This is a genomic window from Ureibacillus thermophilus, assembly GCF_004331915.1.
Lineage (GTDB): Bacteria > Bacillota > Bacilli > Bacillales_A > Planococcaceae > Ureibacillus > Ureibacillus thermophilus.
The window spans coordinates 1,532,893-1,546,864 of sequence record NZ_CP036528.1 but is presented as its reverse complement, the minus strand read 5'-3'; the positions used below and the strand labels follow the sequence as shown (position 1 = coordinate 1,546,864).

General features: G+C 38.9%; 16 protein-coding genes. 4 read left to right on the top strand and 12 right to left on the bottom strand.

The window, feature by feature from the left end:
• Positions 1–65 precede the first annotated feature (65 nt).
• From liaF to DKZ56_RS07640, 3 genes are read left to right on the top strand one after another with little or no spacing between them, the layout of a single operon-like run.
• Positions 66–752, top strand: coding sequence for a cell wall-active antibiotics response protein LiaF (gene liaF / locus DKZ56_RS07650; protein ID WP_208649445.1), 687 nt, complete (start codon positions 66–68; stop codon positions 750–752).
• Positions 749–1,813 (top strand): sensor histidine kinase, encoded by a 1,065-nt coding sequence (locus DKZ56_RS07645; protein WP_208649444.1) that lies wholly within the window; start codon positions 749–751, stop codon positions 1,811–1,813. Before liaF ends, DKZ56_RS07645 begins: the two co-directional genes overlap by 4 nt.
• Complete coding sequence (locus DKZ56_RS07640) at positions 1,806–2,444, top strand: response regulator transcription factor (protein WP_208649443.1); 639 nt, start codon at positions 1,806–1,808, stop codon at positions 2,442–2,444. The genes DKZ56_RS07645 and DKZ56_RS07640 overlap by 8 nt, the downstream gene beginning before the upstream one ends.
• Before the next feature lie 418 nt (positions 2,445–2,862).
• Here the strand turns inward: DKZ56_RS07640 and tkt are convergent, their stop codons facing one another.
• The 4 genes from tkt to yneA all read right to left on the bottom strand — a co-directional run bounded on the left by tkt (position 2,863) and on the right by yneA (position 6,266).
• The gene (gene tkt, locus DKZ56_RS07635; protein WP_208652195.1) at positions 2,863–4,857 is read right to left on the bottom strand and encodes a transketolase; all 1,995 of its coding nucleotides are present in this window, start codon (positions 4,855–4,857) and stop codon (positions 2,863–2,865) included.
• A gap of 131 nt (positions 4,858–4,988) precedes the next feature.
• Entirely contained in the window at positions 4,989–5,219 is a 231-nt protein-coding gene (locus DKZ56_RS07630) for a DUF896 domain-containing protein (protein WP_208649442.1), read from the bottom strand.
• A gap of 65 nt (positions 5,220–5,284) precedes the next feature.
• On the bottom strand, positions 5,285–5,941 hold the full coding sequence (locus DKZ56_RS07625; RefSeq protein ID WP_208649441.1) for a YneB family resolvase-like protein: 657 nt from the start codon (positions 5,939–5,941) through the stop codon (positions 5,285–5,287).
• Positions 5,931–6,266, bottom strand: a complete 336-nt coding sequence (gene yneA, locus DKZ56_RS07620) for a cell division suppressor protein YneA (protein ID WP_208649440.1) — start codon at positions 6,264–6,266, stop codon at positions 5,931–5,933. Before yneA ends, DKZ56_RS07625 begins: the two co-directional genes overlap by 11 nt.
• A gap of 169 nt (positions 6,267–6,435) precedes the next feature.
• On the opposite strand from yneA, the gene lexA reads away from it, so the two are divergent.
• Positions 6,436–7,053: a transcriptional repressor LexA gene (gene lexA, locus DKZ56_RS07615; protein WP_208649439.1), complete on the top strand. Its 618-nt coding sequence runs from the start codon at positions 6,436–6,438 to the stop codon at positions 7,051–7,053.
• 46 nt (positions 7,054–7,099) lie between these two features.
• Here the strand turns inward: lexA and DKZ56_RS07610 are convergent, their stop codons facing one another.
• The 8 genes from DKZ56_RS07610 to DKZ56_RS07575 form a co-directional block, all read right to left on the bottom strand.
• Complete coding sequence (locus DKZ56_RS07610; protein ID WP_208649438.1) at positions 7,100–7,804, bottom strand: gamma-glutamyl-gamma-aminobutyrate hydrolase family protein; 705 nt, start codon at positions 7,802–7,804, stop codon at positions 7,100–7,102.
• Between the two features lie 204 nt (positions 7,805–8,008).
• Entirely contained in the window at positions 8,009–8,761 is a 753-nt protein-coding gene (locus DKZ56_RS07605) for a prepilin peptidase (protein ID WP_208649437.1), read from the bottom strand.
• 26 nt (positions 8,762–8,787) lie between these two features.
• A complete protein-coding gene (locus tag DKZ56_RS07600; protein ID WP_208649436.1) occupies positions 8,788–9,483 on the bottom strand; it encodes a potassium transporter in 696 nt (231 codons plus the stop codon).
• Positions 9,480–10,055 (bottom strand): PilN domain-containing protein, encoded by a 576-nt coding sequence (locus DKZ56_RS07595; RefSeq protein WP_208649435.1) that lies wholly within the window; start codon positions 10,053–10,055, stop codon positions 9,480–9,482. The genes DKZ56_RS07600 and DKZ56_RS07595 overlap by 4 nt, the downstream gene beginning before the upstream one ends.
• Positions 10,052–11,029 (bottom strand): type IV pilus biogenesis protein PilM, encoded by a 978-nt coding sequence (gene pilM, locus DKZ56_RS07590; RefSeq protein WP_208649434.1) that lies wholly within the window; start codon positions 11,027–11,029, stop codon positions 10,052–10,054. The genes DKZ56_RS07595 and pilM overlap by 4 nt, the downstream gene beginning before the upstream one ends.
• A 105-nt stretch (positions 11,030–11,134) precedes the next feature.
• Positions 11,135–11,605, bottom strand: coding sequence for a prepilin-type N-terminal cleavage/methylation domain-containing protein (locus DKZ56_RS07585; protein WP_208649433.1), 471 nt, complete (start codon positions 11,603–11,605; stop codon positions 11,135–11,137).
• A 111-nt stretch (positions 11,606–11,716) separates the two neighbouring features.
• A complete protein-coding gene (locus DKZ56_RS07580) occupies positions 11,717–12,925 on the bottom strand; it encodes a type II secretion system F family protein (RefSeq protein WP_208649432.1) in 1,209 nt (402 codons plus the stop codon).
• On the bottom strand, positions 12,922–13,965 hold the full coding sequence (locus tag DKZ56_RS07575) for a type IV pilus twitching motility protein PilT (RefSeq protein WP_208649431.1): 1,044 nt from the start codon (positions 13,963–13,965) through the stop codon (positions 12,922–12,924). Before DKZ56_RS07575 ends, DKZ56_RS07580 begins: the two co-directional genes overlap by 4 nt.
• Positions 13,966–13,972: the final 7 nt, after the last annotated feature.

Genomic DNA, 13,972 nt, shown 5'->3' with positions numbered 1-13,972 from the left:
ACATAAGCAGAAGGGGGCATTCCCTTCTTTATTATTATGAACTTGTCTAAAAAGGAGGGACCACTTTGAACAATTTTACGACGAAACAGTTAACAACGGGGATTCTCATCATGCTGCTGATTTTCTTTGTTGAGTTAACCTTCTTTAATAATGGTGGTGCCTTCTTTTTAATACTTGGGGCATTCTTCCTTTACCGAAGTTTCTCTAAAGGGAAAAAAATCTATTTTTGGATCGGCGCTTTATTTTTCTTCATCGCCCTATTAACGATTTGGAGTTTACGTTTATTCATCGTCTGTATATTGATTTATATTTTGTATAAAAATGCAACGAATCAACATAAAGAAACGGCCATTCAAGGGGAACACTTTGAACAGGGAATGATTCAAAAAAACGATTTGCTGCTTCCCTCTTCTATGCCGCCGATGGAACATTATAAATGGCAAGATATTCTAATTCAAAATTTTCTTGGGGATTACACTATTGATGCAACAGAAACGATTTTACCCTCCGGCACTTCGGTCATCACCATTCGCCAAGGAATTGGGAAAGTCACCATCATCTTGCCTTATGAAATCCCATTCAAACTTCAATATTCCACTCTGATTGGAGAAGCCAAATTATTGGATTATCCACCAAAGCGGTTATGGAATGAGCGAATAACTTTTGAAGACGGCAATCCTGTAAACTCTAAAAGAAAATTGGTCATTCATGTCGCCACATGGCTCGGGGATGTGGAGGTGATTCGAAAATGATATCACTTTTATTCCGCACCCTTGCGATCTCTATCATATTAATAAGCATGTTTTTCGGGGTTTTCTATTTATTATATGATGTTCCAAATGCTGCAGAGTGGAGCCCTTTATGGGAAAACACATATAATGACATGCCGCTTGGTGCCATCATTCTTTGCAGTGTGTTCCTCATCAGTTTTGTTATAAGTTTATGGTGGATGATTTCGGAAAAATCGAAGGAATTCATTACATTCAAATATGTGAAACAATTGGCAGAGCCGGAGCTTACAGTAAAAAGCAATGTATCCTTCCCTCTTCGAAAAGCATTAAAAGAAGCCAATGAATTAATCGACACACAGCGAAAAAGTTTGCAGCGGCTATCCAATGAAAAAGCGGAAGCCAACGACAAAATTATACAAGAGCGAATTATTGCAGAAAGACAAAGACTTGCAAGAGAGCTTCACGACTCCGTTTCTCAACAGCTATTTGCCGCATCGATGCTCCTTTCTTCCATCACCGAAATGGATACACCGCCAGAAAACGCCAAACAAATATTGCAGCAAATTGAGAAATTGGTGCAGCAAGCTCAATTGGAAATGCGGGCTTTGCTATTGCATCTTCGTCCAATTGCCTTAAACAATAATACCCTCGCCCAAGGGTTGAAAGATTTAATATTTGAATTAAAACAGAAGGTCAATTTTGAAATTGAATTTCAAATTGAAGAAATTCAACTTTCCAGAGCACAGGAAGACCATTTATTCCGCATTGCCCAAGAAGCATTATCAAATACTCTGCGCCATGCAAAGGCAACGGAAGTGGAAATGTTGCTCGTTAAAAGACACCATTTGGCGATTTTAAGAATTCAAGACAACGGCCGCGGATTTGATATGAATGAAGAGAAAAACTCCACTTCATACGGTTTAAAAAATATTGCTGAACGGGCTGTGGAAATCGGAGCGAACTATAAAATCGTCTCCGTTCCAGGCGAAGGAACGATTGTTGAAGTAAAAGTGCCTTTGAAGGAGGAAGAAAAATCTTCAGAGGAAGAAGTACAGGAAACGGGAGGTGCGTCTAATGATTAAAGTGTTCATTGCCGATGATCACGAAATGGTTCGCATTGGCGTCTCCACTTACCTCTCTGCTCAACCGGATATGACCGTAGTGGGAGAAGCTGCAAATGGAAAAGAAGCAGTCGAAAAAGTGATTCAGTTAAAGCCAAATATTGATATTATTTTAATGGATAATGTTATGCCGGTCATGAACGGGGCTGAAGCAACAAGGGAAATTTTAAAAAGCTGGCCAGAAGCCAAAATTATGATGGTGACAAGTTTCCTTGATGATGATAAAGTTTATCCTGCATTGAAAGCGGGAGCCATCAGCTATATTTTAAAAACGTCCAATGCCAAACAAATTGCCGATGCGATTCGAAAAACGGTTCAAGGCGAGTCGGTATTGGAGCCTGAAGTCACATCGAAAATGATTCATCGGATGCGCAATACGGGAGCCCCCCCTCTTCATGAACAATTGACTGAGCGGGAAATGGAAGTGCTGCTTCTTATTGCAAAAGGAAAATCCAATCAAGAAATTGCCGATGAACTCTTTATTGCATTGAAAACGGTGAAAACCCATGTCAGCAACATCCTTTCCAAATTGGAAGTGCAAGACCGCACTCAAGCCGTTGTTTATGCCTTTCAAAACGGGCTTGTGAAGTGATGGATTGCGTTGAGAAGAGAGAACTTTTATCATTGCGATTGCTTGAATGCTTCCTATATAATCATCTGCCCTTCTGTGTCCATCACAAAATGGCAGATTTCATTATGCTTCCAACTTTTTGCATGAATACTTGCCCATGAACAGCGCCTCCAATCTATTACGATGTACAATTGTTGAAATTGAAAAGGGGCTTGTCGGGGCGTCTGAAAAGTCATTTCAAGACGCCCCCTTTGCGGCTGTAGCTAGAGTTTCGCCGCAGATAAATTGCGGCTGTAGCTAGAGTTTTTGCCGCAGATAAATGGCGAAGAGGAGGCGCCTTTGATGTGACCACCGCAGGGAAAGTTTTTAAGAGAATATTCCTATAAGAAGTAAGGCTGTTCAGAAAGTGTTCGACTTTCTGGACAGCCTCTTTTAATCATTATAAGGATTTCACTTTATTCACAATATTTTCAACAGTAAAGCCATATTTCTCCATCACTACTTCACCTGGCGCACTTGCACCGAATGTATCAATAGCAAGCACGTCTCCTTCAGCGCCAACATACTTGTGCCAGCCTAAAGAAGATCCCATTTCGATGGCTAAACGCTTTGTCACTGCTTTAGGCAAGACAGCTTCTTTATATTCTTCAGATTGTTTTTCAAAACGATCGATGGAAGGCATGGATACAACAGATACATCGATTCCTTCTTCTCGCAATTTTGCTTGGGCTTTCACAGCCAAGGAAACTTCAGAACCTGTAGCGATTAAAATCGCATCCGGCGTTTCTTTTGTGCCAGGTGATACAACATAAGCACCTTTTGCCACGCCTTCTTTTGCCAACTCAGCTGTGTTTTCAAGCACAGGCAAGTTTTGGCGGGATAACACTAAAATAGTTGGCTGGTCTTTTGATTGAATGGCAAGCTTCCATGCTTCCTTTGATTCATTTGCATCAGCTGGACGAATCACAGAAATATTTGGCATTGCCCGGAAAGATGCTAAATGTTCGATTGGTTCATGGGTTGGGCCATCTTCACCAACAGCGATGGAATCGTGAGTAAATACATATGTTACTGGCAATCCCATCAATGCGGACAAACGAACAGCTGGGCGAACGTAGTCAGAGAATACAAAGAAGGTACCTCCAAATACTCTTAATCCGCCGTGTAACGCCATACCGTTTAATGCTGCTCCCATCGCAAATTCGCGTACGCCGAACCAAATGTTTCGTCCTTCAGGTGTCTCAGCGGAGAAATCACCGCCGCCTTTAATGGTTGTTTTGTTTGAACCAGCAAGGTCGGCACTTCCTCCGAAGAAGTAAGGAATTTTCTTCGCTAATGCATTAATTGCGTCACCGGAAGAAGAACGTGTTGCAACCGATTTGCCTGGTTCATAAGTAGGCAGCTCTGCATCAAAATCTTCTGGAAGTTCGTTATTTATAGCTTGAATGAATTGTTTTGCAAGTTCCGGATATTCTTTTTGATATTTTTCGAACATCTCGTTCCATTCAGCTTCTGCTTGCACACCATTTGCTTCAATAGCCGCTTTAAATGTTTCGTATACTTCATCTGGAATTTCAAATGGTTCATGCTTCCAGCCGTAAAATTCTTTTGTTAACTTCAATTCATCCGCTCCAAGGGGCGCCCCGTGAACATCAGATTTGCCTGATTTATTTGGAGAACCATAGCCGATAATCGTTTTTACTTCAATTAATGTAGGTTTACCCTTTGATTCTTTTGCTTTTTGAATGGCTTCATTAATAGCCTCTAAATCTGTTCCGTCTTCCACACGCAAGTAATTCCATCCACATGCTTCAAAACGTTTTTGAATGTTTTCAGAGAATGCTTTTGAAAGGTCGCCATCTAATGAAATATCATTGGAATCGTAAAGGACAATTAATTTTTCAAGTTGCAAGTGTCCTGCTAATGAAATGGCTTCACTTGCAACGCCTTCCATTAAATCTCCATCGCCGCAAAGGGCATACGTATAATGGTTGACAATTTCATAACCTGGTTTATTATACATGCTTGCTAAATGACGTTCTGCCATTGCCATTCCAACTGCCATGGCAATGCCTTGTCCAAGAGGGCCAGTTGTTGCTTCCACCCCAACAGTGTGGCCATATTCAGGATGCCCTGGCGTTTTTGAACCCCATTGGCGGAAATTTTTGATTTCTTCCATTTCTAAGTCGTAGCCGCTTAAATGAAGCAAGCTGTATAGCAGCATGGATCCATGTCCAGCTGAAAGAATGAAACGGTCGCGGTTAAACCATTTTGGATTTTTTGGATTATGGCGCATTTGTTTTGTCCATAATGTGTAAGCCATTGGAGCTGCACCCATTGGAAGTCCTGGATGCCCTGAATTTGCTTTTTCAATTGCATCAATGGATAAAGTTCGGATTGCATTAATTGCTAATAAGTCCGCTGTAGTTGTCATCATTTTGACATCCTTTCTCGTACTAAAAATGGTTCCGTATTCAGTTTAGACAACATTTCTATAGAAAACAATCAATTTTTCAGGAATATTATGTTTCATCTAACCATCATTTAAGAACATTGGAACTTGCGTTAATTTAATTTGTTGCGGCGAAGCTCTTTTATTTTTTCAGGTGTTACATCATTGCCTTCCACATCATAAATTTGGACATTCTCGATAGTTTGTCTAAAACTTTCCCGGAAAGCCTCTAAATATTCTTTTCTGAGCATTGTCCGCTCTTTTGCTTCTGCTTCTGTTAATTTACCCTCTCTGGCTTTTTTTGTTAATTCATTGATACGGGCAATTTTTTCTTTTGATAACATTCCAATCACACCTTTCCTTGTCAATATCAAAAGAATATGAAAAAAAGACTTGAAGTGCAAGTAGGTTAGTCTTCAAGTCTCTCTTTATATTCTATATATCTACGATGTACCGTTGCTTTGCTTACATCATATCCCAACCCTCTTAAAGTGGAAGCAATTTCTTGGAATGTCAGCCCTTTATCCCGCAACTTGACAATTTCTTCAATGGGTACTTCGATTCGTTCCCGTCCTTCTCGTCTATGTTTATTTTTAAAATTTCGTTCAGGCCGATATCCGTTTTCCACAGCTCGGCGCATGCCCCGTTTAATTTTTGCATTATGAATTTTGCGCTGGTACTCTTCGACAATTGCTAAGATTTGTAACAGCATATCATCCATTTCATTTAATGTTAAAGGACCTGCATCATTGAGAGAATATACTTCAGTTTCATATTTTTTTAATAAATGCAACACCGCAACACGGGCATGTCCGCGTCCTAAACGGGTTTCATCTTGCACAAAGACGGCTGGAATTTTAAATTCTGAAATATAATCCAACATCTCGAGCAATCCTTCCCGCTCTACATCATAACCGCTGTGGCAATCTTCAAAAATATGGACTACTTGAAATCCTAAACTTTTGGCATAGCGGGAAAGCTCCTCTTTTTGCCGTTCTAAGGACGTTTCCTGCTCTGCTTTTTCTGTACTGACCCTTGTGTAAATCACTGCTTTATTATTTTTCATAATCATTTCTCGCTACCTTTATGGATTGAATTTCTTCTTCATTCACTGCAATATAAATCGCATTTTTCGGAATGGGTATGATTAATGTATCCCCCGCAATGATATGATTACCATTCAAATTGTTTTCTGCTGTTACTAAACGTATCCATTGCTCTTTCGTCATATCGCCCTTATAGCGATCGGCTAATGTCCAAAGGGTGTCCCCTTCTTGTATCGTAATTTGTTCGTAGGAAAAGTCTTCATCTGTAATAAAAATATAAGCAATTATTAATAGAGAAACAATAAATAAAATTTTTATATAATGCTTCCTTTGCAACAAGCCCATACAAGTATTCCCCTTCCCCGAATATTTGTTCCGAATATCTGTTCTTAATATAAGACGAACGTACGTTTTTTGTCAAGAGTTTTTTTCGAACTTGTGTTTGCATTCTAGCGAATTCATTGCTATACTATATGTAAAATATGTAAAACATTTCACTTCAGAGGTGACCACAATGGAAAAGCTGTCTAAAAGGCAAAAAGATATATTAGAATTTATTAAAAAGGAGGTTCGGGAAAAAGGGTATCCGCCATCCGTCCGCGAAATAGGTGAGGCAGTTGGGCTTGCCTCTAGCTCAACCGTACATGGTCACCTAACGCGCTTAGAACAAAAAGGCTATATTCGGAGAGACCCAACCAAACCGCGAGCAATTGAAATATTGGATGGCGAAGATGAACCTCAAAAACAACCTGTCGTGCATGTACCGTTGGTGGGTAAGGTCACTGCCGGCAATCCGATCACTGCCATTGAAAACATTGAAGAATATTTCCCATTGCCTGCTACATACGGAACGAGTGATGATCAGCTATTTATGTTGGAAGTAATGGGAGACTCTATGATTGAAGCGGGTATTTTAGATGGGGATTATGTCATTGTGAAACAAACGGCCACAGCGAACAATGGGGATATTGTGGTTGCAATGACTGATGAAAATGAAGCAACCGTGAAACGCTTTTATAAAGAAAAAGGCTATTTCCGCTTGCAGCCTGAAAATCCTTCTATGGATCCAATCATTGTAGATAATGTTACCATTTTAGGAATCGTAGTCGGTCTATATCGAAAATTGCCTTAACATAAAAAAACTCGCAATCTCTTTCTTGGAATGCGAGTTTTCTTCTTTATGCATTTTTGCAAGCCTCTATAAAGGCTTGAAATAAAGTTTTTGATTGTTCTATTCCTTCAATCGCAAACGCTTCTGGATGCCATTGTACACCAATGCAAAACGGTGAAGTTTTATGTTCAACAGCTTCGATAATACCATCGCTTGCTGTTCCAACAACTTCCAAGTCGTTCGCCACTTCATTGATGGCTTGGTGATGGAAGGAGTTTACCTGAATTTTCGCCGCTTTTAAGATTTGCTTCAATTTGCTGTTTTCCTGAAGGGTAACGAAATGGGACGCTTCATTGCGTTGGCAAGTTTGCGTATGTAATAATAGTTCACCTTTATATTCAGCATATATATCTTGGTAAATCGTTCCGCCCAACGCAACATTTAAAATTTGCAAACCGCGGCAAATGCCAAGGATTGGAATGTTGCGTTGAAGGGCCAATTTTGTCCATTGAATTTCCCGCTCATCCCGCTTAGTAATGACTCTTCCTAATTTAGGCTTAGGCTCCTCCCGAAAGAAAAATGGATGAATATCTCCACCACCGGTCAAAAGCAGACCATCAATAGCTTGGATGATTTTATCTCCGTCTTCCTCCTCAACATATGGAAGACATACTGGAATCCCACCAGCTTCTATGATTGCCTTGATATATGTTTCATTTATTTGATAAACCCCTTTTTCCCAATCCAATGTGACGCCAATCATTGGTTTCATAAACATCCCCCCTCGAATTTTTTATATTATAATAATTCAATATAAGATAGAACCGTTTTCTATGCCTTCATAAAAATGGAAAAATATTACAAAAAATAGCGTTTGTATACGAATAAAACCGTTATCTGCGCGAATGGCCAATCGATTCGCGCAAATGAACAATTTATCCCCACAAACGCCTTTTATAACTTAAGCGGCTACTCTTCAAAATAAATTCCAATACCAATCGATTATAGAATCTCCATAAAAATAAACTATGCAGCTGGCGATGGCGATGGATGGACCAAAGGGAACCGGTGTTTTTCGGCCTTGCTTTCGAACTTTTAATACGATGATGCCAATGATCATGCCGATGACGCTGGCTACAAACAATGTAAGCAATGTTTTCACCGTTCCCAGCACCAAACCAATCAAGAAAAACAACTTAATATCTCCGCCTCCCATGCCGCCTTTTGAAATCACTGCAATTACAAATAAAATGGCAAAGCCTACAACACCACCAAGCAGCGCATCCCACCATGGCTCAAGGGGGGAAGCAATGCGTCCGATAAGCAGGAATGGCAAAAAGAAAAGAAGCACTTTATCCGGAATTAACATATATTGAAGATCCGATACGACAATAATCAGCAGCAATGAAAAGAAGAATAACGCAACAAACAATTCAATGGAAAATCCTAATTGGTGATAACTCCATACAAAAAGCAAACCTGCTATAAGTTCTGTTATGATGTAAATGGGGGAAATTTTAGCACCGCACGTTCGGCATTTTCCACGTAATAGTATGTATGAAAGTACAGGAATTAAATCAATGGCAGAAAGTTTCCTTTGACAATGTGGACAATGGGACGGTGGTGCAATGATTGACGCATGATTAGGAATTCTTAGTCCCACAACGTTATAAAATGATCCCAATGCAATTCCAAATAGGAAGAAAAAAATTTCATACATCATTACCATGAAAAACGCTCCTCATAAAATAACAATTACTCTTCTCCTTCATAATAAAAGGTCGTTACTTTTACAGTTGCCGTGATGCTATCTTCTGAATCCTCATCAAATTCACTTTCTTCACCCGGTAAAGAAAAATTGATAGCGTCAATGTGCATAATGCGCTTAATTTTTTCAATTTCTTTAATAAAATTCACTAAATGATTGAAGTCTGGAGATTCTACACGGACTTCAAAAGTAATTAATTTCAACTCCGATGGCAAATTCTCTTTTGCTATTGGGGATACAGGAGTTTCTTCCGAATCTTCAGCTTCTGTAGTTGCATCTTCCCCATTTTCTCCTTCTTCAGTTGGAACATTAGGGCTTTCCAACTGCGAACTCGATACAAGTTCATCATAGTTGTTAAAATGGATAGATAAAATTTTCGTTCCCGTAACATATTGAGTTTCTTCTATTTTTAAAACGATATCATCCAAGTTTCTTGTAGCAGGAACTTTTTTTCTCAATTCAAATAAAGTCGCATGCTCTGCATTTTTACTGGCATTCAATTCCTCAATTTGTTGTTGAATCGATTCGATTTCAGAGCGGGTCGATAAGATGGACGATTCAAGTGATGCCGCTTCCTCTTTTTTCGGCAATAAAATGTAATAGTATAGAGCAAATAATAGAGCTGCTACGAGGGCTATTAATAGTAATGTGGATGAATTTTTGCCACTTGTCAACTTCATCATTCAACACCTCCAGCAGCTAAATAATCTTGATCGATCATCATTGTGAATTTTACTTTATACCGAGGAATTTCATGGAAGTTATTTGCCGCTTCTTGATGACCAACTTCAAAATGTTCAATAGTTGTTACTTGAACATCTTGAAAGTAAGAGCTTCTTGATAATCGAGATATATAGTTGGAAATGTCACTTAAAGTTTCAAAATCCATTGACAGTTGTACAGACTGGGCATCAAAAGCATATTCTCTTAAATAAGTTTGTCTCGGTTGCAGACGTACCGTTTCATCGATAATTGGCGAAACAGCATAGGAAATTTTTTCAATAAATTCCACTGATTGCTTTAATGAACCTGTATCGACTGCCATGTTGTCTAATTGTGCTTGCAATTGATTCCTTTCAGCTAAAACTTGTTGCTCTTCGTTCCGTAAATCAGAAATTTTGCCTCCAAGTTCAAAATATTGGAACACCAAAAAAGCAATGAGTAAAAGCGTGAGTACAGATAATAGAATATAAAGCCATTTCGATGTGGACTGCCTCTTATCGATTTTCGGCAACAGGTTAATATCTGGAATCACGATTTAACCTCCTTTAAGGCAAGTCCGATTAATGTTGCATGCTTTGCCTTGAATCCTTGAAAATGCTCAGTCATAAACTGGTCGTTAATCAACTTCATCGGTAAATCGAAACTTTGCTGCAAATTGGAATAAATATTATCAAGATACGGGTTATCCCCCATCACGATGATTTCATCGACTCCCTTTTCTCCTTTATTTAAAGAGAATCGGAAGAAATTCATAATGCGGTCAAGTTCTAACACTTGGTCCGAAATAAGCATTAGATAATCTTCCAGTTCCCCATCATAGAAAAAGTCTAGTTGATGCTCATCCACTTCTTTTGCCTTCCATTGATTCATATCCGTATCGATCAATTGGAACCGTTGGAATTCAACATTTCCTTTTGAATAAATGGTAATAGATAGTTCGTTAATCAACCAATAAGTGAGCAAATAAGTTTTTTGTTCATCCAACAAGTTCAACGATTCGAGCAATCGTAAATTGCAAAGGGCCCGAACATCTGCGATTTCAGGATTCATCGAAATATCTAAAAATAAATGTATGTACTTATTCAATTGTTCGGAGTTAGCTGCAAACATCATCGCCTTGCCGTCCCCTTCCTCCGGGTCAAACACATCAATGAGGGGCTCTTCGAATGGAAGATGAATGGAGTAACCGATTTCCATTTCCGCATATTCTCTTAATTTAGTTGGTTCAATATCATACGGATGCTCAAAAGATTTTAATAAAATAAAAGAGTCCGGAACGATAAAACGAACATTTTGGTTTTTCCCGCCCCAATTTGTTGCGTATTGTTTAAAGAGTTGGAACAACGCCATTTCATCTATGACGTCAGATTCTTCAATTACTCCTTCTGGTATTTCTACTTCCAATACTTTCGCCTGCGATAAATCTGACCCCTTCATCACTAAAGAGCGAAGTACGTAATCATTGATTTCAATGGATACATGGGATTTTTTCTTTCGTCTAAACATACGCAGGGCTCCTTTTGAATAATTTATCTTCTAACTTAAATAGAATTTAGTCATTAGTTTCTCAATGGAACACCCAACAAAAAGAGTTGGGTGTTCTATGAAAAACTATTGGGTTCCTTGTGAAGGGGTTTGGGTTCCTTGTGGAATAGTTTTATCACCTTCAGTACTACCTTCTTGATTATCAGCATTAATGGCTTGAATTGTAGCATCATTAAATGTAACTTTTTTATTACCAGAATATGTTATATCAGATGCTTTTAATTTATGACCTCCCTTAGCTTTAGTAATTGTACTGTCAGTTGGAATTTTTCCTTCGCTATCTAAGAATCCATCTTCTTTTAATTTTTTTACAGTAACAGTTGTTTCTCCATTATTCTCTGTAAAATATAAATTGGCTGCATTTAGTACATTGATTGCATCTGCTTTTACGGCATTATAACGTGAATTTTCAATGATATTCCCAATCGCTGGAATCGCTATTGCTGCAACAATGGCCAAAATAACAATTACCGCTAATAATTCGACTAATGTTAAACCTTTTTCATTTTTCAAACGTTTTTTCAATAAATTCAACATATAAAAACCTCCTTAAGTTTATTCGTTAGTGGGTTTTGATTGAGCTCGGAAATGTTGTTGCCGTTTCTCTCACCTCCTTAAAAACACTCCGAAAACTAGTAATCTATTTTCCTACATATGTTCATATAAGCTAAACATCGGCAAGAAGATGGCTGCAACGATTCCACCTACAATTACTGCCAGAAATAGAATCATGATAGGTTCAATTAACGACTTTAACGTATCTACATTTCGATCCACTTCTGCTTCATAAAATTCCGCAACTTTTTCCAACATGTAATCGAGTGATCCTGTGGACTCTCCAATTGATACCATTGAAGTTACAAGCGGCGGAAAGAGCCAACTTTTCTCTAACGGCTCTGATAGTGTATTCCCTTTTTCCAAACTATCTCTTAGCTCTTTTACGACTTTTGAAACGACAGGATTTCCAACCACTTTTTCTACAATCGTTAAACTTTGAAGAATTGGAACAGCGCTGCTAAATAAAGAAGATAAAGTTGACACCATCCGAGCAATGACGGTTTTCTGTAATAATGGTCCAAAAATTGGGGTTTTCAACAATACGTAATTCGCTATATAGTTGAACTTTTTGTTGTTTTTATATAGGTAATAAAGCAACATAATTGTTACTACGAGAAGGATAAGAACAATCCACCAATATTTTTGCAGCATTCCGCTGATTTTGATGGTAACGACCGTTAAAGTTGGCAGCTCTGCTCCCATGCTTTCAAATGATTCAACAAATGTAGGTACGATGACTATCATCATAAATATGGCTACAGCAATAGTTAGTAAAAGCAATATTAACGGATATGTCATCGTCGATCGAATCTTTTTCTTTAAGTTATATTGCTTTTCGAAGGTTGTAGCCAATTTATCCAAAGTAATATCCATATTCCCTGATACTTCTGCGGAAGCGATCATGTTGGTAAACAATTCGGGAAACACTTTCGGATGTTTTTTTGTCGCATCGGAGAAGGAAATCCCCGTTCGAATATCCTCCTCCACCATCTCCAAGGCTTTTTTTAACGGCTTGCTCTTTGTTTGGCGAGATAATATATTTGTAGAATCAACAATCGATACACCTGCGCGAATCAGCGTAGCAAATTGCCGACAATAGATGACGAAATCCTGATTTTTTACTTTTGCCCAGCCCATTTTCAGCTCTTTGTCAAAGATGCTCGATGATTCATATACTTCCCGAGGATTAATGCCTAGCCCTCGCAACTTGGCAATCGCTTCTTTTTTACTTGCCGCATCGATTTTTCCTTTTTTTATTTCACCCGCTTTCGTCCTGCCTTCATACCTGTAGATGGTCAATGGTAATCACCAACGTTCATGTATGGCTTGACTTCCTCCATCGACACTATTCCTCTCGACAGCAATTCTTGAATTGAATGTTGCAATGTATGCATGCCTAAAGCACGGCTAGTCTGCATAACATTTTGAATTTGTTGAATCTTTTCGCTGCGTATTAAATTTGTCACCGAAGGCACTGCAACTAGTATTTCAGTTGCTGCGATGCGGCCTTTTTTATCTTTTCGGACGAAAAGGCGCTGGGAAATGATCCCTTGCAATACATTTGCAAGTTGATTGCGAATTTGGTTTTGTTGATGCGGTGGAAATACATCTATAATGCGGTCAATTGTTGTAGCAGCACTTGATGTATGAAGTGTCGCCATTACTAAATGGCCTGTTTCTGCCGCAGTAATCGCTGTTGAAATCGTTTCTAAATCCCGCATCTCCCCAACAAGAATAACATCCGGGTCTTGACGAAGAGCCGCTCTTAGTCCTGTTGCAAAATCTTTCGCGTCAATTCCAATTTCCCGTTGATTGACAATGGATTTTTTATGCGGATGAATATATTCAACCGGATCTTCCAGAGTAATGATATGTTTAGCCTTCGTTGAATTGATATGGTTAATCATTGCCGCCAACGTGGACGATTTCCCCGAGCCGGTTGGACCGGTAACTAATACAAGTCCTTGGGGTTTTTCCGCCAAATCATATAACACTTTCGGCATTCCGAGCGATTCAATTGTCGGGATTTTCGTTGGAATCAAGCGAAAAGCGAGTGCTGGTGCATTTCGTTGATGATAAGCATTGACGCGGAATCGAAAGTTTTCGTTGAAAGCGTAGTTAAAATCCGCATCGCCTATTGTTTGGTAATCTTTCATTTTGTGGTCCGGAATGATGGCTTTCACCATGTCTTCAATTTCTTCGGCAGTCAAACCGAACTCTCCAAACCTTTCAAGTCGGCCATGTATTCGATACACTGGCGGAGTACCAACCGTAATGTGCAAATCCGATGCATTGTATTCAAAAGCTTTTTGCAGTAAATCATGGATTGAATATGCCATATGTACA

Bases quoted from the DNA above. Each gene is read 5' to 3' on its own strand.
- DKZ56_RS07645 (WP_208649444.1), top strand. From the start codon at position 749: ATGATATCACTTTTATTCCGCACCCTTGCGATCTCTATCATATTAATA.
- DKZ56_RS07640 (WP_208649443.1), top strand. From the start codon at position 1,806: ATGATTAAAGTGTTCATTGCCGATGATCACGAAATGGTTCGCATTGGC.
- tkt (WP_208652195.1), bottom strand. From the start codon at position 4,857: ATGACAACTACAGCGGACTTATTAGCAATTAATGCAATCCGAACTTTA.
- DKZ56_RS07630 (WP_208649442.1), bottom strand. From the start codon at position 5,219: ATGTTATCAAAAGAAAAAATTGCCCGTATCAATGAATTAACAAAAAAA.
- DKZ56_RS07625 (WP_208649441.1), bottom strand. From the start codon at position 5,941: ATGAAAAATAATAAAGCAGTGATTTACACAAGGGTCAGTACAGAAAAA.
- yneA (WP_208649440.1), bottom strand. From the start codon at position 6,266: ATGGGCTTGTTGCAAAGGAAGCATTATATAAAAATTTTATTTATTGTT.
- lexA (WP_208649439.1), top strand. From the start codon at position 6,436: ATGGAAAAGCTGTCTAAAAGGCAAAAAGATATATTAGAATTTATTAAA.
- DKZ56_RS07610 (WP_208649438.1), bottom strand. From the start codon at position 7,804: ATGAAACCAATGATTGGCGTCACATTGGATTGGGAAAAAGGGGTTTAT.
- DKZ56_RS07605 (WP_208649437.1), bottom strand. From the start codon at position 8,761: ATGGTAATGATGTATGAAATTTTTTTCTTCCTATTTGGAATTGCATTG.
- DKZ56_RS07600 (WP_208649436.1), bottom strand. From the start codon at position 9,483: ATGATGAAGTTGACAAGTGGCAAAAATTCATCCACATTACTATTAATA.
- pilM (WP_208649434.1), bottom strand. From the start codon at position 11,029: ATGTTTAGACGAAAGAAAAAATCCCATGTATCCATTGAAATCAATGAT.
- DKZ56_RS07585 (WP_208649433.1), bottom strand. From the start codon at position 11,605: ATGTTGAATTTATTGAAAAAACGTTTGAAAAATGAAAAAGGTTTAACA.
- DKZ56_RS07575 (WP_208649431.1), bottom strand. From the start codon at position 13,965: ATGGCATATTCAATCCATGATTTACTGCAAAAAGCTTTTGAATACAAT.